Here is a 23444-nt window from a genome sequence, read left to right as displayed (position 1 = left end):
AAGCAGTCACAGGGTCTGGTCGTCGTGACGCGCGTAGCTATAGTAAGCCTTACCTAACTTGAATACGGGAGGCCCTATGACGGTATTGGTCGACGATCCACTCATCGCGAGCATGGCGATCCACAGGACGTTGCCGCTGCATGAGTCGAGTCGACGACTCCGTGAGCTCTATCCCGAGTGTCCGCGGGTCTACGGCGTCGCGGTGATGCGGGACCTGTCCCGGCGACGGTGGTGGCCGCTGGCCGACGCGCTGAGCACGGACCGTCTGCAAACGATGTTCGATCTGGCCGCCCAGGAGACCGACGGCCGCGCCGCGGTGGCACACCAGTTGGCGGCCACCCTCGCCCACGTGGTCGTCGGGCGCGTCGTGCCGCTGGTTGTACTCGAAGGCCGCGCATGGGACACCGGCCTGGAGAACCTGTGGGTTCACGTGGATTCCGAAGGTGCGATCGATTGGGTCGGCGTCGTCGACCCGACGCTGCGGGCCCTTCCCGACGATCCGTACTTCGACCACAGATCCAACCGCGCCGGAAACTCGACGCGCGACGGCATCGTGGCGCTGCCCAGCGAGGCGGCGTTGACGACATGGGTCGCGCACCGCAGCCACCGCGCGCTGGCGCCGCTGTTCGCCAAGCTGGTCGAGATCAGCGGGGGAGCGATGTCGGTCGCCTCGATGTGGCACGTCGTGGGCGGGGCGGTCGTCAGCGCCGCCACGCAGGTGCCGCTGCTCGCCGGCTCCAGCGAGTGGACAAGCATGCAGCGCGGGCAGGCCGTGCTCGACGCGCTCGTCGGCTTCGGACTTCCGGTCCGGGGCACCTCACGACCAATCGCGGGGAAAGTCTTGCTTAATTAGGCAAGCCTTGCCTATGCTTTGACCAGAGATCAACACGAACCACCGGACCGCGCCGGAGTCCTGAGGGCTGCAGAGACCCCCGGTCCACACGGAGGACGAGCCCCGCACCATTGGTGCGGGGCTCGTCCGCATGTGCCCCCCGAATACCGTGTGCGTCAGGCGTTTTCGCCGCCGGCCTTTTCCACGACGCCACCGCTGTCGGCCCAGTCGCCGAACGCACCGAGGTTGTACACGTCCTGATAACCGAGCTCTTTGAGCGCCTGCCCCGAGAGCGCCGAGCGCCCACCGGAGGCGCAGTACACGATCACGGGCTTGTCCTTGGCGAAGTTCTGGTCGTGATACGGCGACTCGGGATCGGCTCGGAACTCGAGCATGCCGCGGGGAACGTGCACGGCGCCCGCCACCTTGCCGCTCTTCTCCAGTTCGGGGGCGTCGCGGACGTCGACGACCAACGCACCCTTGTCGATCATTTCCTTCGCCTCGGCGTGGGAGATCTTGGGCACCACAGCGTTGGCGGCTTCAACGAGGTCTTTCGCGGTCTTGGCCATGGCTGACCCTAACTCCGCGCACCCGGCGCGGTCACGGTGTCGGACAGCGTGTAGACACGTTCCGTGACTTCCGACCTGCCTTCCGACCTGGGGAAGGGCTTCGACACCGAGCTCGGCCTGACCTATCTCGAACTCGGTCCCGACGGCGGCCGCGCACAGCTGACGATCACGGACAAGCTGCTGCAGCCCTACGGCATCGTGCACGGCGGCGTGTACTGCTCGATCGTGGAGAGCCTGGCGAGCGTGTCCGCCGCGGTCTGGCTCGCCGACAACGGTGGCGGGAACGTCGTCGGCGTCAACAACAACACCGACTTCCTGCGGGCCATCTCCTCGGGAACCGTCACCGCGGTGTCCACACCGATCCACCGCGGCCGGCGTCAGCAGCTCTGGCAGATCACCATCACCGACAACGACGACCGGCTCGTCGCGCGCGGACAGGTGCGGCTGCAGAACATGCCCGCGGAGTGACAGCCCGCGTGCGCTGCTGATCGCCGCGCACCGTGGCAATATCGCCCACTATGCGTTTATCTCCGCATGAGCAGGACCGCCTGCTGATCTCCTACGCGGCCGAGCTCGCCCGGCGCCGGCAGGGCCGTGGCCTGAAGCTCAACCACCCCGAAGCGGTCGCGCTGATCACCGACCACCTAATCGAGGGTGCCCGCGACGGCCGCACGGTGGCCGAGCTCATGGCCAGTGGCCGCGAGGTTCTGAGCCGAGACGACGTCATGGAGGGCGTGCCGGAAATGCTCGAGGACGTCCAGGTCGAGGCGACGTTCCCCGATGGCACCAAGCTCGTCACCGTCCACCATCCGATTCCATGACCAGACCGATGGTGCCCGGCGAAATCCTGTACGGGGACGGCGACATCGAGATCAACGCGGGCGCCGAGCGGCTCGCGATGGAGGTCGTCAACACCGGAGACCGGCCGGTGCAGGTCGGCAGCCACGTCCACCTGCCGCAGGCCAACGCCGCGCTGTCCTTCGACCGCGCAGCCGCGCACGGCCACCGGCTCGATATCCCCGCGGGGACCGCGGTGCGGTTCGAACCCGGTGTCGCCCAAACCGTCTCGCTCGTCGCGCTCGGAGGCTCGCGCGAGGTGCACGGGCTGAACCTCGACCCGCCCGGTCGGCTGGACCCGCCCGGCCGTCTGAACAACCGATGAGCACGTCCGCCGAGAGCAGAGGAGCCCGATGACCCGGTTGCCACGCGCCAGATACGGCGCCCTCTTCGGGCCGACCACCGGCGACCGGATCCGACTGGCCGACACCGACCTGTTCATCGAGATCACCGAGGACCGCAGCGGCGGGCCCGAACTCGCCGGAAACGAGGCCGTCTTCGGCGGGGGCAAGGTGCTGCGCGAATCCATGGGGCAGGGACGCGCAACACGTGCCGAGGGGGCTCCCGACACCGTAATCACCGGAGTGGTGATCCTCGATTACTGGGGGATCATCAAGGCGGACATCGGCATTCGTGACGGGCGCATCACCGCGATCGGCAAGGCCGGCAACCCCGACATCATGTCGGGCGTCCATCCCGACCTCGTGGTCGGGCCGTCGACGGAGATCATCGGGGGCAACGGCCGCATCGTCACCGCGGGCGGCGTCGACTGCCATGTGCACCTGATCTGCCCGCAGACGATGGCCGAAGCGCTCGGCGGTGGCATCACCACCATGATCGGGGGCGGAACCGGCCCGGCGGAAGGCAGCAAGGCCACCACGGTCACCCCCGGGGCATGGCATCTGGCCCGCATGCTCGAGTCGCTGGACTCCTGGCCGATGAACATCGCGCTGCTCGGCAAGGGCAACACGGTCAGCGCCGAGGCCATGTGGGAGCAGTTACGCGGCGGCGCATCGGGATTCAAACTTCACGAGGACTGGGGTAGCACTCCAGCCGCGATCGACGCCTGCCTGACCGTTGCCGACGCGTCGGGCGTACAGGTCGCACTGCATTCAGACACCCTCAACGAGGCCGGCTTCGTGGAGGACACCGTCGGCGCGATCGCGGGCCGGTCGATCCACGCCTACCACACCGAGGGAGCAGGCGGCGGACACGCTCCCGACATCATCACCATCGCCGCGCAACCGCACGTGCTGCCCAGCTCGACCAATCCGACGCGCCCGCACACGGTCAACACGCTCGACGAGCACCTCGACATGTTGATGGTGTGCCACCACCTCAACCCCAGCGTCCCCGAGGATCTCGCGTTCGCCGAGAGCCGCATCCGGCCGTCGACCATCGCCGCCGAGGACCTGCTGCACGACATCGGTGCGATCTCGATGATCGGCAGCGACGCCCAGGCGATGGGCCGCATCGGCGAGGTGGTCATCCGCACCTGGCAGACCGCTCACGTCATGAAACGCAGGCGCGGTGCGCTGGACGGCGACGGCTCGGGGGCGAGCGCCGCCGACAACCACCGCGCGCGACGCTATGTCGCCAAGTACACGATCTGCCCGGCGATCGCGCACGGCCTCGACACCGAGATCGGATCGGTCGAGGTGGGCAAGCTCGCCGATCTCGTGCTGTGGGAACCCGCGTTCTTCGGTGTGCGCCCGCACGCGGTGCTCAAGGGCGGCATGATCGCCTGGGCCGTAATGGGAGACGCCAACGCGTCGATCCCGACCCCGCAACCGGTGCTGCCGCGCCCGATGTTCGGTGCGGCGCCGTCGGCCGCCGCCGCCACGTCGGTGCACTTCGTCTCGCAGCAGGCCGTCGACGACGGACTGGGCGACCGGATCGACGTGAAGCGGCGCCTCGTACCGGTCAAAGACGTCCGCGACGTAGGCAAGGCCGATATGCCGCTCAACGACGCGCTGCCACGCATCGAGGTCGATCCCGACACCTTCACGGTCCACATCGACGGAGGTGTCTGGCAGGAACAACCGGCGGCCGAACTGCCGATGGCACAACGGTATTTCCTCTTCTGAAGCTGATGACGAACCTGACCACGCTTCTCGCACTGGCCGATTCGCGGTTGCCGACCGGCGGGCACGTGCACTCCGGCGGCATCGAGGAAGCGATCACCAGCGGGCTGGTGGCCGACGTGACCACGCTGCGGGCATACCTGCGACGACGCATCCGCACCCAGGGCCTGGTGACCGCCTCGCTGGCCGCGGCCGTGCACACGGGAACACTCGCGCCCGCGCAGGCCGACCACGAAACCGACGCCCGCACACCGGCGCCCGCCGCCCGCCAGGCATCGCGCGCACAGGGTCGCGGCCTCGTGCGGCTGGCCCGCCGGGTGTGGCCCGACGACGACTGGGACGCGCTCGACGCCACCCCACACCTGTCGGTCGCGGCGGGATGGGCCGGACGCGCGGCGGGGCTGAGCGCTGAGCAGACCGCCCTCTCGATGGTCTACACCACGATGACCGGTTCGGCGACCGCCGCGCAGCGCCTGCTCGCGCTCGATCCCGCCGACGTCGCCGCGCTCACGTTCGAGCTGTCGGCGCTGTGTGACCAGACCGCGGCCACCGCGGCAAAGGAACTGGCCGACCTGTCCGATCCGTTGCTCGACGTGCTGGCCCAGCGCCACAGCAGGCGTGAGCGCCCCCTCTTCGTCTCGTAGTGCGCCCCGAAAGGATCGTCATGCCACCGCATTTCACCGACGGCGAGCCACACCACCATCTCGAGCGACCCAAGCGCACGCGCCGACGGGGGGAGCCGTTGCGCATCGGCGTCGGCGGGCCGGTGGGTTCGGGGAAGACCGCACTGGTCGCGGCGTTGTGCCGACAGCTGCGCGACGAGGTGTCACTGGCCGTACTGACCAACGACATCTACACCACCGAAGACGCGGACTTCCTGCGACGCCACGCCGTGCTGCCCGACGAACGGATCGCCGCGGTGCAGACCGGCGGCTGCCCGCACACCGCGATCCGCGACGACATCACCGCCAACCTCGACGCGGTCGACGACCTCATCGCCGCAAACGACCGGCTGGACCTCATTCTCGTCGAGTCCGGCGGCGACAATCTGACGGCGACGTTCTCGTCGGGGCTGGTCGACGTGCAGATCTTCGTCGTCGATGTCGCAGGCGGCGACAAGGTTCCCCGTAAGGGCGGTCCCGGCGTGACTTACTCAGACCTGATGGTGATCAACAAGACCGACCTCGCCCCGCTGGTCGGAGCCGACCTCGACGTGATGGCCCGCGACGCGGCGGCCGTGCGCGGTGAGCGCCCGTTCGTGATGATTTCGCTCACCGAGGACCCGACGGCCGCCGCGGTGCTGGACTGGGTGCGCGCCCAACTCCGGGTGCCCGTCTAGTGCGGTCCGAGGTGCTGATCGTCGCACGGCGGGACCGCAGGCCGCGTATCGAGTGCGTGGGCGGTCTGGCCACCCGGCTCACCGGGCCCGACACCGTCCATCTGGTGTCGGCGGCGGCGACCCCGCTGGGTGGCGACGTCCTTTACTTCCGCGTCGTCGTCGAACCGGACGCTCGGCTGCGGATACGCACCGCCGCCGCGACGGTGGCCCTCCCAGGGGCGAAAACCCTTGATTCTCACGCGATCTGGGAGCTCGACATCGACGGAGAGCTGGACCTCGACCCCGAACCCACGATCGTGGCAGCCGACTCACGTCACCACACCTCGGTCCGCCTGGAAGTCGGCGCACATGGACGTGTCAGGCTCCGCGAGCGGGTGCAGATCGGCAGATCCGATGAGTACCACGGGTTCTGGTCAGGGTCGCTGCACGCCGACGTCAACGGCACTGCACTCCTGCGGCACCGCATCGAGTTGGGCAGGGGTTCGGTCACCGACGACGAGATCGGCGCACCGATGGCCGCGATCAGTGAACTGAGCTATCCAGACGCCGAGGTCGACACGGTGGGTGAACCGCTGGCGCTTGCCGCGGGCGGCTGCCTGGCGACCTGGCAGGGCGCGCGGCTCTAGCCTGCGACCTTCTCGGTGTCGCGCACGCCCGCGGCGATCTCCTGAAGCTCCTCTATTCGGGTGCGGGCGTAGGCCTGCTGCTCGGTGATCGTCAGGTTGCCGCGCTGCGTCGACAGGAACGTCACCGTCCACGACACCAGCGTGGTGAGCTTGCGGCGGAAACCGACCAGATACACCAGGTGCAGCACCAACCAGGCCAGCCAGGCGATGAAGCCGCCGAACTCCAGCGGGCCGATCTTGGCGACGGCGGAGAACCGCGAGACCGTGGCCATCGAGCCCTTGTCGAAGTACTGGAACGGTTCGCGCTGCGTGGGGTCCGCGCCCTTGAGCTCGGCCCGGATCGCGTTGGCGGCATACCGTCCGCCCTGGATGGCGCCCTGCGCCTGGCCGGGCACACCCTCGACATGGGCCATATCGCCGACGACGAACACGTTCGGATGGCCGGGCAGCGTCAGGTCAGGGTTCACGAGCACGCGCCCGGCCCGGTCGACCTCACCTTCGGACTGCTCTGCGAGGTCCCGGCCCAGCGGGCTGGCCTGCACACCGGCCGACCACACCTTCGTCGCGGACTCGATACGCCGGATCGTGCCGTCGGAGTCCTTGACCGTGATGCCGTTGCGGTCGACGTCGGTGACCATGGCGCCAAGCTGGATGTCCACGCCCATCTTCTCGAGCCGGTCCTGCGCCTTTTTGCCCAGCTTCTCGCCCATCGGGGGCAGGACGGCGGGTGCGGCGTCGAGCAGGATCACCCGTGCGGTGGTCGAATCGATATGGCGGAACGCACCTTTGAGGGTGTGATCGGCCAGTTCGGCGATCTGGCCGGCCATCTCGACGCCGGTCGGACCCGCGCCAACCACGGTGAACGTCAGCAGCTTCTCGCGTCGCGCCGGGTCACTGGACCGCTCCGCCTGCTCGAACGCGCTGAGAATGCGCGCCCGCAGCTCCAACGCATCGTCGATGGACTTCATGCCCGGCGCCCACTCCGCGAAATGGTCGTTTCCGAAGTAGGACTGGCCGGCCCCTGCTGCGACGATGAGCGAGTCGTACGGGGTGACGTAGGTGTGGCCCAGCAGCTCCGACTTGACCGTCTGGTTGGCCAGGTCGATGTGGGTGACGTCGCCGAGAAGAACCTGGCAGTTCTTCTGCTTGCGCAGGATCATCCGCGTCGGGGGAGCGATCTCGCCGGAGGGGATGATGCCGGTGGCCACCTGGTACAGCAGCGGCTGGAACAGATGATGGGTGGTCTTGGCGATCAACTTGACGTCGACGTCGGCTCTCTTGAGCCTCTTGGCAGCGGTCAGCCCGCCGAACCCTGACCCGATGATGACGACCTTGTGCCGATCAGATGCAGTGGCTCCGGGATGGCTCATATTGGGCTCCTCGACGGTGCTTCCACGTGCAGTTCACTACCCGTAACGGTAGTCGCCTGAACACCCGATCAGTGAACGGGTTCGTTGTGTTATATCCCACCCGGCGCCCGGATCACCCGCCAAGCAGCGGCCGGAGGGCTTCGCCGACCGCGGTGACCCGGCCGGGGTGGTACCCGTCGAGGCTCGTCACCGGGCTCAAGATCACCCCGTCGACACCGGCGTCGAGGACCTTGGTCTTGATCTGCTCGGCGATCTGATCGGCACTGCCGAACACCGCCTGCTGTTTGTAGTCGTCGGGGATGATGTCGCCGGTGACGTTCTCGTCGATGATCGCGACGACGAGCATGCTGGTTTCCAGCGTCGCGGGGTCGCGGCCGATCTCCTCGCAGCGCTCCTTGACCACCTGCACCTTGCGCGGCAGCTCGTCGAAGCCGGCGATGATGTTGAGGTGGTCGAAGTGTCGGGCCGCCAGCGGAATCGTCTTCTTCTCGCCGCTGCCGCCGATCATCAGCGGGATGTGGTCCCGGAACCGCGGTTCGGCCATCGCGTCTTTGGCGCGGTAGTACTTGCCGTCGAACGTCGGGCGCTCGCCGCGCAGCATCGGGAGGATGATCTCCAACGCCTCGCCGAGCTTGTTGAAGCGGTCGGTGAAGGTGCCGAACTCGTAGCCGAGGCTGTCGTGTTCGAGCTCGTACCAGCCGGTGCCGATGCCAAGGATGGCGCGTCCCTGGCTCATCACATCCAGCGTGGTGATCGCCTTGGCCAGCAGCGTCGGGTTGCGGTAGGTGTTGCCGGTCACCAGGGTGCCGAGCTGGACCCGCTCGGTGGCCGTGGCCAGACCGCCCAGCGCGGTGTACGCCTCGAGCATGGGCTGGTCCGGCGTGCCGAGCCCGGGGAGTTGATAGAAGTGGTCCATCACGAAGACCGAGTCGAAACCGGCGGCCTCGGCCTCCTGCGCCTGTGCGATGACAGTGGGGAAGATTTCGGCGACGCCCGTGCCGTACGAGAAGTTCGGGATCTGGAGTCCGAGTCTGATGGTCATGAGAGCACGAAACCACACCTAAGCGGAGCGGTCATCCCGTTTAGCTCCGTGCGAACAGCGGAATAGTCAGCCGAAGTTTGCGAGCGCGCCCTTGCTGACGTGCAGCACCTGGCCGGTGATGTGCCGCGCCGCCGGTGTGGTGAGGAAAAGGGCGAGGCGCGCGATCTCGTCGGCGACCGGCGGCGGCGTCCGCGACAGGCCTTCGTAGCCGGGTTCGGCGTTTCGTCCCGAGGCCACCGCGTTGACGGTGATGCCTCGAGTGCCGAAGTGCTCGGCCTGACCAGCGGTCCAGTCCGCGAGCGCGGCCTTGATCGCCGCGTCCGCGCTGCCGACGGCCGGGTTTTCGGCGACCACGTTGACGATCGAACCGCCCGAGCGCAGATGGTCACCGAGGATCTGCACCGTCAGCACGGCGGAGACGACGGTCGAGTCAAGTGCCGCACGCCATGCGCGAGCCAGGTCCGACAGCGAATAGGTGCGCGGATCGCCGCCGTCCCACCCGGGGGCGGGCACGTTGACGATCGTGTCGAGGTGATGCGGGAACTGCTGTCGCGCCGCTTCCAGGCTGTCGGGATCGGTGTTGTCGAGCACGATGGCGTCGACGTCGAGTTCCTTCGCGGCGACCTCGAGTTCGTCGCGGCGGGCACCCACGATCACAACGCGGTGACCGGCGTCGCGGAAACCTTCGGCGATCGTGCGGCCCAGATCGGTGTCACCTGCGGTGACGAGCACCTCCATCGCGAAGACCTCCCTGTCGTGTTCGACGCTGCACGCAGCGATCCTCTGAAATGTTACTGGACAGTAGCTACAGCACGAAACCGGCGCGCAGGCGCGAGTCCCATAGGGTTTGGCCTGTGGAGTGCGAGGCGGGACGGGTTGAGTAACCCGGCTGGTCTGCCGCGCTGGCTGTATCTGCCCGCCGCGGTCGGCGCCCTGTTCGTCGCGGTGCCGCTCGTGGCGATCGCGGCCAGGGTGGACTGGCCGAACATCGTGCAGCTGATCAGCAGCGAGTCCTCCGTCAACGCCCTGTTGCTGAGCCTGCGCACGGCGACCGCCAGCACGTTGCTATGCCTGCTGGTGGGCGTTCCGATGGCGCTGGTCCTCGCGCGCAGCGACAGTCGACTCGTCCGAACCGCACGACCCCTCATCCTGCTTCCGCTCGTGCTGCCTCCGGTGGTCGGCGGGATCGCGTTGCTGTACGCATTCGGCCGGCTCGGACTGCTCGGCCAGTATCTGGAGGCCGCGGGTGTCCAGATCGCATTCACGACGACGGCGGTCGTGCTCGCGCAGACGTTCGTGTCGCTGCCCTTCCTGGTCATCGCGCTCGAAGGGGCCGCCCGTACGGCCGGAACCGGGTACGAAACCGTGGCCGCCACTCTGGGCGCCCGTCCGTCCCGGGTGTGGTGGCGCGTCACGCTTCCGCTGCTGACGCCCGGCCTGGTCTCGGGCGCGGTGCTGGCGTTCGCCCGGTCCCTCGGCGAGTTCGGCGCGACGCTCACGTTCGCCGGCTCCCGCGAGGGCGTCACCCGGACGCTGCCGCTGGAGATCTATCTGCAGCGGGAGAGTGACCCCGATGCCGCGGTGGCGTTGTCGCTGCTGCTCGTGGTGGTGGCAGCCGTGGTGGTGCTGGGGTTGGGGAGTCGACGGCTGCGCGGTGACAGTGCGTGGAGCGCGGCGTGACCGGTGTCAGCGTGCGTGCGGTCGTCGAGCAGCGCGGCGTCGACGTCGCGTTCGACGTCGACGGCGGTGAGGTGCTGGCCGTGCTGGGCCCCAACGGCGCTGGCAAGTCGACGATTCTGCACGTCGTCGCGGGACTGGTCCGGCCCGACGACGGTGTCGTACGGGTGGGTCGGCGCGTGCTCACCGATACCGCGTCGGGTGTCCATGTGGCGACCCACGACCGCCGCGTCGGACTTCTGATGCAGGATCCGCTGCTGTTTCCGCATCTCGACGTGGCCGCCAACGTGGCCTTTCCGCCCGGCAGCACGCGCCCCGAGCATTGGCTCGCACAAGTCGACGCGATCGAACTCGCCGACCGCAGGCCGCGTCAGCTGTCCGGAGGACAGGCGCAACGGGTCGCACTGGCGCGTGCATTGGCGGCCGAACCCGACCTGCTGCTGCTCGACGAGCCGTTGGCCGGGCTCGATGTCGCGGCCGCCGCTGCGATGCGCAAGGTGCTGCGCGACGTGCTCACACGCGACGGGCGGTCCGCGGTGTTGGTGACCCACGATGTGCTCGACGTGGTCGCCCTTGCCGATCGGGTGCTGGTGCTCGAATCCGGCAGTATCGTCGAAATAGGCTCTGCTGCAACGGTACTGGCGGGCCCACGGAGCGATTTCGGCGCCCGGCTGGCCGGGGTTAACCTGGTTCGAGGGACGGCGGACGGCCACGGCGTCCTGACCACCCGGTGGGGCGCGGTTTGGCACGGCAGCCCGGCGTCGGATATCGCGACCGCGGGGCCGGCGGTCGCCCTGTTTCATCCCGCGGCGGTCGCGGTGCACCGCGACCGGCCGCACGGCAGCCCCCGTAACACCGTCGAAGTCATCATCGCCGAACTCGACGGCCGCGGCCCCGCGATCCGGGTGCGGGCCGAGGAGCAGCCCGACGGCAGCCCGGGGCTCGCCGCTGACATCACCGCCGACTCCGCGACCGAACTGAGGCTTACTCCTGGCGAGCGGGTGTTCTTCGCGGTGAAGGCACAGGAGGTCACGCTGCATCCGGCCCAGTAACGGGAACCGGAGCGGGCGCGAAAAACAAGCGAGTCCCGGGCATCGACAGCGGTTCGGCCACCCCGCGCCACGCGCGGGTACTGTGCTGCGTCAGCAAATCATAGCGTTACGGCTATCAGTGCTTATCGTCTTCTCAGCTATGTCTTATTTATCCTCATTTTGAGCAATTCACACTTGCGTCACGGCGGTAACACGGTAGTTTCTTTCCCATGGATCAGCCGGACGCGATTTCAGCCCCGCGCAGGGGGCTCTCGAGGACATTGGCGGTCGCGGCGGTGACCGGGGCAACCGCCATAGCGCTCGCGCTCCCGACGGTGGCCCAGGCGCAGCCCGAGCCCACGCCTGCGCCGCCCCCACCGCCGCCGACGGGGAACACCTTCCTGCAAGGGCCTCCGCCGCCTCCGGCACCAGGGGCGCCCGCACCCCCTCCGGCACCAGGGGCTCCCGCGCCCGGCGCGCCGCCTCCCGCACCCGGCGCCCCGCCGCCACCTCCGGCACCGGGGGCGCCTGCACCGGCACCCGGTGCTCCGGCACCCGCACCCGCCGATCCGAACGCGCCGGCCCCGGCGCCCGGCGATCCGGGCCGCGTCGACTCGGCCGCGGGTGGCCTCAGCTATGTCGTGCCCGCCGGATGGAAAGTGGCGGATTCGACGCAGCTTTCCTACGGCCAGGTGTTGCTGACCAAGGACGCCCCCGAAGGCGCCGAGCCGCCCAACGACACCAGCATTTTGCTCGGCCGGCTCGACCTGAAGCTCTTCGCGGGCGCCGAGACGGACAACACGAAGGCTGCGCAGCGGTTGGCCTCCGACATGGGCGAGTTCTTCATGCCGTTCCCCGGCACCCGGGTCAACCAGGAGACCGTCGAGCTCAATGCCGATGGCATGCCGGGCGTCGCGTCGTACTACGAGGTGAAGTTCACCGACACGAACAAGCCGAACGGACAGATCTGGGCCGGCGTGGTGGGCAACCCGGTCGAACCGGGTACGCCGCGCGGTCAGCGCACCCCCGAGCGGTGGTTCGTGGTCTGGCTCGGCACCGCGAACAACCCTGTGCCGAAGGAAGAAGCGGTGACGCTGGCCAATTCGATCCGGCCGTACACCCCACCCGCGGCGCCTGAGGCCCCGCCCGCCGATCCGAACGCACCGGCGCCACCGCCGGCCGATCCCAACGCGCCGCCTCCGCCGCCAGCGGATCCCAACGCGCCGCCGCCTCCGCCGGCCGATCCCAACGCGCCTGCCCCGCGGCCCGCGGTCGGCGTGCCGGTTCCGGTCGCGCCGGAGAACGCGCCCGGGATGACACCCCCGGCCTGACGTAGCGCGAAAGCTTCCTCCACGGCATCAAGCCGTGGAGGAAGCTTTTGAATTCTCCTGCGCTGGTGCGATTTGTCAGGGGCCGACCCGCGGCGGGTTGGCGTTTGAGACGTTCACGATGATGCAGTTCGTGCCGCCGAATCCCATGGCGCCCGCGGTCTGACACCGCTCGAAGTTGCCGTCGGCGCCGACCGGTCCGTCACAGATCGTGCCGCCGCCCCACGGCGTCCAGCCACCCTGGCATCCGGCGTTGGCCGGAGCGGCCAAGGCGATGCCGCTGGCCGCCAGCGCTCCAACCGCCAGTGCAACAAGTGTTTTCATCTTCCACCCTCTCCTTCGCGGTACCGGTCTTCGCGCCCGGTACTGAGCCTTCGCCGCAGCAGTACGGCGGTTCGTCGTTATCTACAGGTTATGCCGTTGTTATCACCGAGGAATCAGGATTTCCCCTACAAGTGTTCGGGCCGGCGCACAGGGATCACCTGCCGCACACCAGATCTGTCCGGTTCGCCGCCGCCGTCGTTAGCGTTGTTCGCTGACAGTGAAGACGCCCGAGGGTGGTGCCCGTGCCACCGCGGGGCGACCATGTGGTGATGAGCGTCTCAACCATGACCGCCTGGCAGGTTCGACGGCCGGGACCGATGGCCACGCGGCCCATGGAACGCGTGCGAATCGAGGTTCCCCGCCCGGGACCCGGCGAGCTTGCGGTGGCGGTCCGCGCATGTGGCGTGTGCCGCACCGATCTTCACGTCGCCGAAGGCGATCTGCCCGTGCACCGGCCCCGGGTCGTGCCGGGCCACGAGGTGGTCGGCGAGGTCATCGAGGTGGGGGAGAGCGCGGGCGCGGAGTTCTCCGTCGGCGACCGCGTCGGCATCGCGTGGCTGCGACATACGTGTGGGCGATGCCGGTACTGCCTCAGAGGCGACGAGAACCTGTGCCCACAATCGCGTTACACGGGTTGGGATGCCGACGGTGGGTACGCCGAGTTCGCCACGGTGCCAGCGGCATACGCGCATCCGCTACCAGCGGGCTACTCCGACACCGAGCTGGCGCCGCTGTTGTGCGCCGGGATCATCGGCTATCGGGCGCTGCTGCGCGCGGACCTCCCACCGGGTGGCCGGTTGGGCATATACGGATTCGGCGGTAGCGCGCACCTGACCACCCAGGTGGCCGTCGCGCAGGGCGCCGAAGTTCACGTGATGACGCGCGGGGAAGCCGCGCGCGAGCTGGCCATGGGCCTGGGGGCAGCGTCGGCTCAAGGCGCCGACGAGCGTCCGCCGGTCGACCTCGATGCCGCGATCCTGTTCGCGCCCGTCGGTGAGCTCGTCCCGCCGGCGCTCGAAGCGCTCGATCGTGGTGGCACCCTTGCCATCGCGGGTATTCACCTCTCCGACATCCCGACGTTGAACTACCAGCGTCACCTCTTCCAAGAGCGTCAGCTCAGATCGGTCACCGCCAACACTCGCGCCGACGCCCGGGCCTTTCTGACTTTCGCCGGTGAACACCACATCAAGGTGACCAGCCCGCCATACCCGCTCGACCGGGCCGACGCCGCGCTGAGCGATCTGGCCTCCGGCCGTGTCTCCGGGGCCGCGGTCTTGGTCGTTTAGAGCTCGGCCATCGCGGCGCGGAGCCGGCCCACGAGATCCCCACGGCCGTACCGGTAAACGGGACCGGTCCCGTCGGCCAGCAGGATACGTAGCCGCGCCATGCCCCGCGCTCCGGCCATCCGGGGAGAGTGCAGCCGCAGCGTTACCTCGTCGATCACGTCCTCCGCGGCGGCGATGTTCGGTACGTGCAACGGCACCCGCGAGGACATCAGCGGGCCGTGCCCGCGGGCATCCCGGACGATCCGTCGCAGTGCCCTGGCCACCGCCTCGCGCTCGGCGGTTGACGTCAGCCGGGCGCAGTGCGCGGCGTACGCGCCGCTGTCGGGTGCGACGCCGCCGACGGCCGCCATCCGGTCGAACTTGTTGGCCCTCAGCCGCGCCACCACCCGCGCGCGTAGAGAGGGGGCAGCAGCCCCGCTCGCTGCCGCCGCAAACGGCGACACAAGGGTTGGTGGATTCGGATTGTCCGACATATCGATCCTCGTTAGCGCACGGATGTGTGACCACTGACAACTTTATAACGGTCACGCATGACCGGTCAAATTGAATTAGCAGTCACGCAAAGCTAGGCTTGCCATATGACTCGCATGCGGTGGTTGGGCGACCAGGAGACGAAACCGGCACCGCCGCGTCTCGCCCTGGTTCAGAGCTTGGTCAACACGGCGGAGTTGCCGTCCGGCCCCGACCGTTTGGCCGATCCGGACGACGCGCGGCCGTGGCTGCAAGACAAGGGGTTGCTGGATCCCGGAGACGGCATCGACGAGGGCGACCTCGATCTACTGCGTGGTGTGCGCGAGGCCCTGCGCGCGATGCTTGTCCACAACGCCGGTGGTCCGCCGCCGACTGCGGCGGCGTTGGCGCCGCTGCGGGCCGCGGCCGGTGGCGCCGCACGGGCCGAGGTCGAAGACTCGGGGCGGATACGGCTTTCGGCGGTGGGCACCTCGCTGCACGACCGCCTCACCGAACTGCTACTGGCGATCCACGATGCACAGCGCGACGGCTCCTGGTCGCTGTTGAAGGCGTGCGCCAACGAGGAGTGCCAGTGGGCGTTCTACGACCGCTCGCGTAACCACGGTGGCACCTGGTGCAGCATGGCGACTTGCGGTAACAAGCTCAAGAACCGGGAGTTTCGCGCCCGAAAGCGCGCCTCGCACTGACGTCAGCTCAGATGCCACACGAACGCGGCCGCCAGCGCGCCGAGCCCGTTCAGCGACCAGTGCAGCGCGATCGGCGCGATCAGGCTGCCGCTGCGGCGGCGCAACCAGGTGAAGACGAAGCCCGCGATGCCGGTGGCGACCACCGCCAACGTCACGCCTGCGACCGTGCCCATCACACCTCCGCCGAAGATCCGGGTGAAGCCGACGTTGCTGCTGGTCAGGCCCAGCGAGGTGGCGATGTGCCAGAGTCCGAACAACAGCGAACCGGCCGCGGCGACACCACGCCAGCCCCAGGCGCGGTCGAGCGCTCCGTGCAGCACCCCGCGGAACGCCAGTTCCTCGGGGATCACGGTCTGCAGGGGGATGATGACCATCGACGCGATGAGCGCGCCCGAGATCGTGGCGTAGTTGTTGTTCATGAACATCGGCCGCGTCCACGGCAGCAGCGCACCGATCGCGATGACCGACAACACCAGCGCGACGGCGCCCAGCGCGTAGCCGGTTCCGGACTTCAAGTGTTCGCGGCTCAGGCCGAGTTCGGCCCACCCGAGGCCGCGGGAGCGGACCAGCGCCACCAGAAGCAGCGCCGCCGCAGGCACCGTCGCCACGCTGGCCCACGGCGTGGTGAAGTGCGCGATCAGGTTCGTCAGCGCCAACACCACCACGACCACTGCGATGTCGACGTAGGTGCGGAAGTGGTGCAACGCGGAGAGCTGGTCGACCAGCGGATGCGGGCGCTCGGCGAGGGCGGCTTGGTCGGACACGAAAATCCAGTCTAGCGGTCGTGTTCGCTGAGGGTGTCCTGCGACAGTGACGGCGCTTGGTAATCCGGGTCCCACGTCCACCCCGAGATCGCCGGATCGTCCTCGCCGTGTTCCCGGGTGTAGCGCCGGGCCGCCAGGCGCGCGTCGGCCATCTCCTGGCGCAGCCCGGCCACGCTGCTGCCCAGATTGGCGACGCGGTCGATCACGTCCATGACCAGGTGGAACCGGTCGAGGTCGTTGAGCATCACCATGTCGAACGGGGTCGTCGTGGTGCCGCGTTCCTTGAAGCCGCGCACATGCAACTGGGCGTGGTTGGCGTGCCGGTAGGTCAGTCGGTGAATCAGCCAGGGATAGCCGTGATAGGCGAAGATGATCGGCTTGTCTTTGGTGAAGATCGAGTCGAATTCGCGATCGGACAGGCCGTGCGGGTGCTCGGACTCCGGTTGCAGCCGCATGATGTCGACGACGTTGACCACCCGCACCTTGAGCTCGGGCAGCCGCCGACGCAGGATGTCGGCGGCCGCCACCGTTTCCAGGGTCGGGATGTCTCCGGCGCACGCGAGCACCACGTCCGGCTCCCCGGTCGTGTTGCTCGCCCACTCCCAGATCCCCAGACCGCGCGTGCAGTGCGCGATCGCCGAATCCATGTCCAGGTAGTTCAGCGCCGGTTGCTTACCGGCGACGATCACGTTGACGTAGTGGCGGCTGCGCAGGCAGTGGTCGGCCACCGACAGCAACGTATTGGCGTCCGGCGGCAGATACACCCGCACGACTTCGGGTCGCTTGTTGGCGACGTGGTCGATGAAGCCAGGATCCTGGTGCGACGCGCCGTTGTGGTCCTGGCGCCAGACATGCGATGTCAGAAGGTAATTCAGCGATGCGATCGGCGCCCGCCAGGGCATCTCCCGACTGCTGTTGAGCCACTTGGCGTGCTGGTTGAGCATGGAGTCGATGATGTGGATGAACGCCTCGTAGCAGTTGAACAGCCCGTGTCTGCCCGTCAGCAGGTATCCCTCGAGCCAGCCCTGGCAGAGGTGTTCGGACAGCACCTCCATCACCCGGCCCTCCGGGCCGAGGTTCTCGTCGTCGGGAGTGACCTCGGCCAGCCAGGCCTTGTCAGTCACCTCGAGGGTCGCCGACAGCCGGTTGGACGCGGTCTCGTCGGGTCCCATCAATCGGAATCGGTCGGCGTTACGCGCGATGACGTCACGAAGAAACGTCCCGAGCACCCGGGTCGCCTCGGTCGATTCGGAGGCGGGGTCGTCAACCGGCACCGCGTAATCGGTGAAGCGCGGCAGGTCCAGATCCTTGAGCAGGAACCCGCCATTGGCGTGCGGGTTGGCGCTCATCCGCCGCTGTCCGCGCGGGGCGAACGCGCGTAACTCGGGCAGTAGCGCGCCGTCCTCGTCGAACAGTTCTTCGGGCCGATAGCTGCGCATCCACTCCTCGAGCTGGGCGCGGTGTTCGGGGTTGGTGTGGGTGCCCGACAACGGAACCTGATGGGACCGCCACGTGCCCTCGACCTTCTTGCCGTCGACCTCCTGCGGGCCCGTCCAGCCCTTCGGTGTCCTCAACACGAGCATCGGCCACAGCGGCCGGCCCTGCTCGCCGTCGAGGCGAGCGGCGCGCTGGATCGCGGCGATCTGGTCGAAGGCCTCGTCGAGCGCCGTCGCCAGCTGCTGATGCACGTTGGCCGGATCGTCACCGGCCACGGTGATGGGCCGATAGCCGTAGCCGAACATCAGCGACTCGAGTTCCTCCTGCGGAATGCGCGCGAGAACCGTGGGGTTGGCGATCTTGTAGCTGTTGAGGTGCAGGATGGGCAGCACCGCACCATCGGTGACCGGGTTGAGGAATTTGTTCGAATGCCAACTGGCCGCCAGCGGCCCGGTCTCGGCTTCGCCGTCACCGATGACACAGGCGACCACCAGGTCGGGGTTGTCGAACGCCGCGCCGTAGGCGTGCACCAGCGCGTAGCCCAACTCCCCGCCTTCGTGGATGGACCCGGGAGTCTCCGCGGCGACGTGGCTGGGGATGCCACCGGGGAAAGAGAACTGGCGGAACAGCTTTCGCATTCCCTCGGTGTCTTCGGAGATACCCGAGTACACCTCGCTGTAGGTGCCTTCGAGATACGCGTTGGCCACCAGGCCGGGACCGCCGTGTCCCGGGCCGGTGATGTAGATGACGTTGACGTCGCGGTCGCAGATGAGGCGGTTCAGGTGTGCGTAGACGAGATTGAGGCCCGGTGTCGTGCCCCAGTGGCCGAGCAACCGGGGCTTGACGTGCTCGGGCGCCAGCGGCTCGCGCAGCAGTGGATTGTCCAGAAGATAGATCTGGCCGACGGACAGATAGTTGGCGGCGCGCCAGTAGGCGTCGATCAGGTCGAGTTCATCGGCGGACAGCGTGGGGGACAGGGCCTCAGCAGTCATCTGACTCATCATCGTCGAAACGGGTGAACGGGTGTGCCACTCCTGTACCCGATGCGCGCGAAGCTACCCATTAGCCTGTCTGGCGTGTTGGGATTCGCAGTGCCGCAGTTCGGGGTGTCGGCCCGGGCGGACCTCGCGCGCTACGCGGCCAGCGCCGAAAGCCTCGGTGCGGACAGCCTCTGGGTGGGCGACCGCTTGTTGACCGCGGTGCACCCCAGCGTCGGCTACGCGGGTCAAGACACCATTCCCGAACAGTTCCGCGCCGGCCTGGACCCGTTCATCGCGTTGGCGGTGGTGGCCGCCGCGACGTCGCGCGTCCGGTTGGGTAGCAGCGTGTTCGTCGCACCGTGGTACCCACCGGTGCAGCTGTGCCGCCAGCTGACCGCCATCGATGTGGTCAGCGGGGGCAGGCTCGTTCCCGGTTTCGGAATCGGGTGGTCGCCGGAGGAGTTCCTTGCCGCCGGCGCCCCGTTCCGCGCCCGCGGCGCCCAACTGGACGAGGTGCTCGATGCCCTCGAGCAGCTGTGGACGACGAATCCCGTGGAACACGAAGGCAAGCGGTGGTCGATCCCGTTGTCGTGGGTGGACCTCAAACCGGTCCAGCAACCGCGTCCGCCGATCTATCTCGGCGGGTTCACTCCGGCGAGCCTGCGGCGCATCGGGACGCGCGGCGACGGGTGGCTCCCGGCCGTGCTGGTGCCCGGAGGCGTCATGCCCGAGTTCCTTGCGACGCAGCGCCGCGCCATCGACGACGCCGCCCGCCAAGCCGGCCGGGATCCGTCGGCCATACACACCTGTGTGCGCATCAACGTCGCCGGCGGCACACCGATCGATGCGGTCGCCGAGGCGGTGCGGACGCTGGCCGACGCCGGTTATCCGGACGTCTTCGTCGACCTGATGTACGTCGCCACCGACACCGACGACCACCTGCGGTGGGTCGAAAGTCTCCTGGCGGCATGAGCGAACCACTGCTGGCATCCGTGCGGGTGCTCGACCTCGGCGGCGCCGAATCCGACGGGGTGAGCCGGCTCTACGCCGACCTCGGAGCCGATGTCCTGAAGATCGAGCCGCCCGGTGGGCGGTCCGACCGGCAGGCGCTGCCGGCCGTGGCCGGAGCGAGTATTGCGTTCCGCTTGCACAACGCGAACAAGCGGTGCGCGGTTCTGGACCCCGCCAGCCCCGACGGCCGTCGGGCGCTGCGGGATTTGGCGGGCACCGCCGATATCATCGTCGACGGCGGAAGGCCCGGCGGGGCAGGCGCATTCGGAACATCGTGCGCCGCCCTGGCTCAACAGTTCGGCCACCTCGTCGTGTTATCGGTCACGGACTTCGGCGCCGACGGGCCGTATGCCTCGTGGCGGGCCACCGACGCCGTGTTGTACGCGTTGTCGACGGCACTGTCGCGTACCGGGCCGACGGACGGCACCCCGGTGCTTCCCCCGATCGGACTGGCATCGGGAACCGCTGCGACACAGGCGGCATGGGCGGCGCTGGCCGCCTACTACCACCGGCTACGGACTGGGACAGGCGATTACATCGACTTCTCCCGATTCGAGGCGGTGCTCCAGTCGCTGGATCCGCCGTTCGGATCAGAAGGTCAGGCGGCCGTCGGAGTCAAGAGGACCACCGAAATCTGGCGCGGCAGGCCACGCAACCAGAACATCTATCCGATCTTCGCCTGCAGGGACGGGCATGTCCGGATCTGCCTGCTGTCCCCGCGTCAGTGGCAGGGCATGCGCGCCTGGCTGGGTGAACCCGAACAGTTCGCCGACCCCAAGTTCGACACGATCGCGGCGCGGTACGCGGCGTCTCGCGAACTCAACGCCTTGATCGGCGATTTCGTCGCAAACCAGACGATGGAGGCTCTGGTCACCGAGGGACAAGAGCGGGGCGTTCCCATCGCGGCCGTGCTCACCCCCACGGAGACGCTGGCCTCCGAGCACTTCCGCGCGGTCGGTGCGCTGACCACCGCCGAGTTCGCCCCGGGCGCCGATGTCGTCGCCCCGGTGGGGCCGTTCGTCGTCGACGGCCATCATCGCGGTCTGAGGTGGTTGGCCCCCGCTCCCGGCGCTGACGAACCCACCTGGGCCACAGCGTCATCGGTGACAGCACCGCGGGGCACGGTCGCCCCGCAGCGTCCTTTCGAGGGGATGCGCATCCTCGACCTCGGCGTCATCGTCGCCGGGGGCGAGCTGGGCAGGTTGTTCGCCGACCTCGGCGCCGAGGTGGTCAAGATCGAGAGCGCCGCCTATCCCGACGGGCTGCGCCAGGCCCCGCCCGGTCAGGTGATGAGCAGGTCCTGGGCGCTGACCCACCGCAACGAGCAGAGCCTGGGGCTCGACCTGCGTACGCCCGCGGGCGCCGACCTGTTTGCCCGCCTGGTCACAGGCGCCGACGCCGTGTTCGCCAACTTCAAGCCGGGAACGCTTGCGTCGCTCGGATTCTCCAATGACCGTCTGCGGGAGCTGAATCCGCGCATCGTGCTCGCGGAGAGCAGCGCCTTCGGCGCGGCCGGTCCGTGGAGTTCGCGCATGGGGTACGGGCCGCTGGTGCGGGCCACCACCGGGGTCACCGCGTTGTGGGCGTCTGCCGACGGCGGCTTCTACGATGCGACGACGATCTTCCCGGACCACGTGTCGGCGCGGCTCACCGCGATCGCCGCACTGGCCGCGCTGATCCGGCGCGACCGAACCGGACAGCCCGCACACGTGCACGTCTCGCAGTCCGAGGCCGCGGTCAGCCAACTGGCAACCCGCTACGTCACCGAGTCCGCGCGTGCGGCAGGCCTGCCCGTCGTCGACGACACAGCGGCGCACGGTGTGTACCCGTGCGCCGGTGACGACGAGTGGTGCGCGATCTCGCTGCGCTGCGAGACCGACCACGCCGCATTGGGATCGGTCACCGGCGGCGTCGACACCGCGGAATGGACCCGCACCCGCGACAAGACGGTGGTGGCGCGCATTTTGCAGGACGCCGGGATCGCCGCCGCGCCCATGAACCGTGCCGTCGATGTGCCTGCCGACCCGCAGGTGCGTTACCGAAAGCTGTACTCCGCCATGGAGCATCCGCTTTTTGATGCGCCCATGCTCACCGAGACGGGGCCGGCGCCGTACACGAACATCCCTCCCGCCCTGCTGAGGCCCGCGCCGATGCCGGGGGAGCAGACCAGAGAGATCTGCCGACAGATCCTCGACATCCCCGCCGAGGAGACCGATCGGCTCATCGCCGACGGCACGCTCTTCGCATACCGAGAAAGGCCGTGATGGAAGCCAGGACGCCGGTGTTGGTCGGCTACGGACAAGTCAACCAGCGCGACGAGAACCCCGACGTGTCGCCGATCGACCTGATGGTCGCGGCCGCACGCCAAGCAGCGGACCCCAGAGTCCTCGAGGCAGCCGACTCGGTTCGGGTGGTCAATCTCCTTTCGTGGCGGTACCGCGATCCGGGATTGCTTCTCGCGCAACGCCTCCACGCCGTCAACGCCGCGACCCGCTATACCGGGGTCGGCGGTAATACGCCGCAGTCGCTGGTCAACGAGGCGTGCCGAGACATCCAGAACGGTCGGGCCGAGGTGGTTCTGATCGCGGGCGGTGAGACCTGGCGCACCCGAAGCCGGCTGCGCGCCAAGGGCGTGCGGCCGGACTGGCCGCGCCAGGACGAGTCCATCCCGATGGCCGAGGGCGCCGACGAAGGGGTCCCGATGGCCGGGCCCGCCGAAATCAAGATCAGCCTGGACCGGCCCGCCTACGTCTACCCGATGTTCGAGCAAGCCCTGCGTATCGCCGCGGGCGAGTCCGACGAGGAGCACCGACGCCGGATCGGTGAGCTGTGGGCACAATTCAGTGCGGTCGCCGCGGACAACCCCCACGCGTGGGTCCGAGATGCGGTACCGGCCGAGCAGATCTGGCAGGCCGGACCGGGCAACCGGATGATCAGCTGGCCCTATCCGAAGCTGATGAACTCCAACAACATGGTCGACCAGGCCGCGGTGCTGGTGCTCACCTCGGCAGACAAGGCCACGCATCTGCAGATCCCCAGGGACCGTTGGGTGTTCCCGTACTCGGGCACCGACGCGCACGATACCTATGCGATCGGCGAGCGCGCGGAGTTCTCCACGTCTCCTGCGATTCGGATCGGGGGGCGGCGGGCCCTGGAACTGGCCGAGGTCGGCATCGACGATGTCGGGCTCGTCGACGTCTACTCGTGCTTCCCTTCGGCGGTTCAGGTGGCCGCCAACGAGCTCAGCCTCCCGATCGCAGACCCCGCCAGACCGCTGACGGTGACCGGCGGGCTGACCTTCGCGGGCGGGCCGTGGAACAACTACGTGACCCACTCGATCGCGACCATGGCCGAACGACTCCTCGCCGCCCCCGGCCAGCTCGGGTTGATCACCGCCAACGGCGGATACCTCACCAAGCACAGCTTCGGCATCTACGGCACCGAGCCGCCGCCACACGAGTTTCGTTGGGAGGACGTACAATCGGAGGTCGACCGCGAGCCGACCCGAACGGCGCTCGTGGACTGGGCCGGGGTGGGCACCGTGGAGACGTGGACGACACCGTTCGACCGCGAGGGCTCACCGGAGAAGACGTTCCTCGCGGTCCGCACCCCCGACGACGAGCGGGTGCTGGCGGTCATCCCAGACGCGGCGGGGGCGGCGGCGACGGTCGACGAGGACATCTCGGGCGCGAAGGTCCAGGTCAATCCGGACGGTACGGCCGCATTGAGGTAGCCGGTACGGCCGCGTTG

At 68.5% G+C, this 23444-nt stretch carries 24 protein-coding genes; 16 read left to right on the top strand and 8 right to left on the bottom strand.

Translation table 11 applies throughout. The features are described 5' to 3' along the window. The first annotated feature begins 76 nt into the window (after positions 1-76). Positions 77-853: an iron reductase gene (locus A5759_RS23895; RefSeq protein WP_068201746.1), complete on the top strand. Its 777-nt coding sequence runs from the start codon at positions 77-79 to the stop codon at positions 851-853. A gap of 155 nt (positions 854-1008) precedes the next feature. On the opposite strand, the gene A5759_RS23890 is transcribed toward A5759_RS23895, so the two are convergent. After that, positions 1009-1401: a rhodanese-like domain-containing protein gene (locus tag A5759_RS23890; RefSeq protein ID WP_068201744.1), complete on the bottom strand. Its 393-nt coding sequence runs from the start codon at positions 1399-1401 to the stop codon at positions 1009-1011. 63 nt (positions 1402-1464) lie between these two features. Between A5759_RS23890 and A5759_RS23885 the strand changes: the two genes are divergently transcribed. Genes A5759_RS23885 through A5759_RS23855 form a run of 7 tightly spaced genes read left to right on the top strand, consistent with a single transcriptional unit; the run spans position 1465 to position 6287 of the window. Further along, positions 1465-1869 carry a PaaI family thioesterase gene (locus A5759_RS23885; RefSeq protein WP_068201741.1) on the top strand — a complete coding sequence of 135 codons (405 nt, stop codon included), beginning with the start codon at positions 1465-1467 and terminating at the stop codon, positions 1867-1869. 50 nt (positions 1870-1919) lie between these two features. Beyond that, the gene (locus tag A5759_RS23880; RefSeq protein ID WP_068201739.1) at positions 1920-2222 is read left to right on the top strand and encodes an urease subunit gamma; all 303 of its coding nucleotides are present in this window, start codon (positions 1920-1922) and stop codon (positions 2220-2222) included. Between the two features lie 8 nt (positions 2223-2230). Beyond that, positions 2231-2563, top strand: coding sequence for an urease subunit beta (locus A5759_RS23875; protein ID WP_068201906.1), 333 nt, complete (start codon positions 2231-2233; stop codon positions 2561-2563). 28 nt (positions 2564-2591) lie between these two features. Further along, entirely contained in the window at positions 2592-4325 is a 1734-nt protein-coding gene (locus A5759_RS23870; protein WP_068201736.1) for an urease subunit alpha, read from the top strand. A gap of 5 nt (positions 4326-4330) precedes the next feature. Then, positions 4331-4966: an urease accessory protein UreF gene (locus tag A5759_RS23865; protein WP_068201734.1), complete on the top strand. Its 636-nt coding sequence runs from the start codon at positions 4331-4333 to the stop codon at positions 4964-4966. 20 nt (positions 4967-4986) lie between these two features. After that, entirely contained in the window at positions 4987-5661 is a 675-nt protein-coding gene (ureG, locus tag A5759_RS23860) for an urease accessory protein UreG (protein WP_068201905.1), read from the top strand. Beyond that, positions 5661-6287, top strand: coding sequence for an urease accessory protein UreD (locus tag A5759_RS23855; protein ID WP_068201732.1), 627 nt, complete (start codon positions 5661-5663; stop codon positions 6285-6287). The genes ureG and A5759_RS23855 overlap by 1 nt, the downstream gene beginning before the upstream one ends. Here A5759_RS23855 and A5759_RS23850 read toward each other — a convergent pair. The 3 genes from A5759_RS23850 to A5759_RS23840 all read right to left on the bottom strand — a co-directional run bounded on the left by A5759_RS23850 (position 6284) and on the right by A5759_RS23840 (position 9437). Continuing rightward, positions 6284-7657 (bottom strand): NAD(P)/FAD-dependent oxidoreductase, encoded by a 1374-nt coding sequence (locus A5759_RS23850; protein ID WP_068201730.1) that lies wholly within the window; start codon positions 7655-7657, stop codon positions 6284-6286. The two genes, A5759_RS23855 and A5759_RS23850, sit on opposite strands and share 4 nt — an antisense overlap. 112 nt (positions 7658-7769) lie before the next feature. Next, a complete protein-coding gene (locus A5759_RS23845; RefSeq protein WP_068201728.1) occupies positions 7770-8699 on the bottom strand; it encodes an LLM class F420-dependent oxidoreductase in 930 nt (309 codons plus the stop codon). Between the two features lie 66 nt (positions 8700-8765). After that, positions 8766-9437, bottom strand: coding sequence for an SDR family oxidoreductase (locus A5759_RS23840; protein WP_066843899.1), 672 nt, complete (start codon positions 9435-9437; stop codon positions 8766-8768). 138 nt (positions 9438-9575) lie between these two features. Between A5759_RS23840 and A5759_RS23835 the strand changes: the two genes are divergently transcribed. The 3 genes from A5759_RS23835 (at position 9576) to A5759_RS23825 (ending at position 12738) form a co-directional block, all read left to right on the top strand. After that, complete coding sequence (locus tag A5759_RS23835; RefSeq protein ID WP_068201725.1) at positions 9576-10379, top strand: ABC transporter permease; 804 nt, start codon at positions 9576-9578, stop codon at positions 10377-10379. Continuing rightward, positions 10376-11428, top strand: a complete 1053-nt coding sequence (locus A5759_RS23830; RefSeq protein WP_082962268.1) for a sulfate/molybdate ABC transporter ATP-binding protein — start codon at positions 10376-10378, stop codon at positions 11426-11428. Before A5759_RS23835 ends, A5759_RS23830 begins: the two co-directional genes overlap by 4 nt. A gap of 209 nt (positions 11429-11637) precedes the next feature. Then, complete coding sequence (locus tag A5759_RS23825) at positions 11638-12738, top strand: APA family fibronectin-binding glycoprotein (RefSeq protein ID WP_068201722.1); 1101 nt, start codon at positions 11638-11640, stop codon at positions 12736-12738. Between the two features lie 75 nt (positions 12739-12813). On the opposite strand, the gene A5759_RS23820 is transcribed toward A5759_RS23825, so the two are convergent. Next, the gene (locus tag A5759_RS23820) at positions 12814-13059 is read right to left on the bottom strand and encodes a hypothetical protein (protein WP_068201720.1); all 246 of its coding nucleotides are present in this window, start codon (positions 13057-13059) and stop codon (positions 12814-12816) included. Positions 13060-13328: 269 nt separating this feature from the next. Here A5759_RS23820 and A5759_RS23815 point away from each other — a divergent pair, with 269 nt between their 5' ends. Next, positions 13329-14345 (top strand): zinc-binding alcohol dehydrogenase family protein, encoded by a 1017-nt coding sequence (locus A5759_RS23815; RefSeq protein WP_068201903.1) that lies wholly within the window; start codon positions 13329-13331, stop codon positions 14343-14345. Here A5759_RS23815 and A5759_RS23810 read toward each other — a convergent pair. Next, a complete protein-coding gene (locus tag A5759_RS23810; RefSeq protein ID WP_369816265.1) occupies positions 14342-14728 on the bottom strand; it encodes a hypothetical protein in 387 nt (128 codons plus the stop codon). The two genes, A5759_RS23815 and A5759_RS23810, sit on opposite strands and share 4 nt — an antisense overlap. Positions 14729-14923: 195 nt before the next feature. On the opposite strand from A5759_RS23810, the gene A5759_RS23805 reads away from it, so the two are divergent. Then, the gene (locus tag A5759_RS23805) at positions 14924-15502 is read left to right on the top strand and encodes a CGNR zinc finger domain-containing protein (protein WP_066843886.1); all 579 of its coding nucleotides are present in this window, start codon (positions 14924-14926) and stop codon (positions 15500-15502) included. Positions 15503-15504: 2 nt separating this feature from the next. Here the strand turns inward: A5759_RS23805 and A5759_RS23800 are convergent, their stop codons facing one another. After that, positions 15505-16266, bottom strand: coding sequence for a CPBP family intramembrane glutamic endopeptidase (locus tag A5759_RS23800; protein ID WP_068201718.1), 762 nt, complete (start codon positions 16264-16266; stop codon positions 15505-15507). An 11-nt stretch (positions 16267-16277) separates the two neighbouring features. Further along, on the bottom strand, positions 16278-18695 hold the full coding sequence (locus A5759_RS23795) for a phosphoketolase (RefSeq protein ID WP_068201716.1): 2418 nt from the start codon (positions 18693-18695) through the stop codon (positions 16278-16280). 84 nt (positions 18696-18779) lie between these two features. Between A5759_RS23795 and A5759_RS23790 the strand changes: the two genes are divergently transcribed. From A5759_RS23790 to A5759_RS23780, 3 genes are read left to right on the top strand one after another with little or no spacing between them, the layout of a single operon-like run. Continuing rightward, a complete protein-coding gene (locus A5759_RS23790; protein ID WP_068201714.1) occupies positions 18780-19655 on the top strand; it encodes a TIGR03619 family F420-dependent LLM class oxidoreductase in 876 nt (291 codons plus the stop codon). Next, entirely contained in the window at positions 19652-21958 is a 2307-nt protein-coding gene (locus A5759_RS23785; RefSeq protein ID WP_068201712.1) for a CoA transferase, read from the top strand. The genes A5759_RS23790 and A5759_RS23785 overlap by 4 nt, the downstream gene beginning before the upstream one ends. Further along, on the top strand, positions 21958-23427 hold the full coding sequence (locus tag A5759_RS23780; RefSeq protein WP_068201710.1) for an acetyl-CoA acetyltransferase: 1470 nt from the start codon (positions 21958-21960) through the stop codon (positions 23425-23427). The genes A5759_RS23785 and A5759_RS23780 overlap by 1 nt, the downstream gene beginning before the upstream one ends. The last annotated feature ends 17 nt before the right edge of the window (positions 23428-23444 follow it).

The organism is Mycobacterium sp. 852014-52144_SCH5372336, assembly GCF_001665615.1.
In the GTDB taxonomy this organism is placed as follows: domain Bacteria; phylum Actinomycetota; class Actinomycetes; order Mycobacteriales; family Mycobacteriaceae; genus Mycobacterium; species Mycobacterium neumannii_A.
Note: the sequence above shows the minus strand (reverse complement) of the source record. Positions and strands in the feature narration are given on the sequence as shown.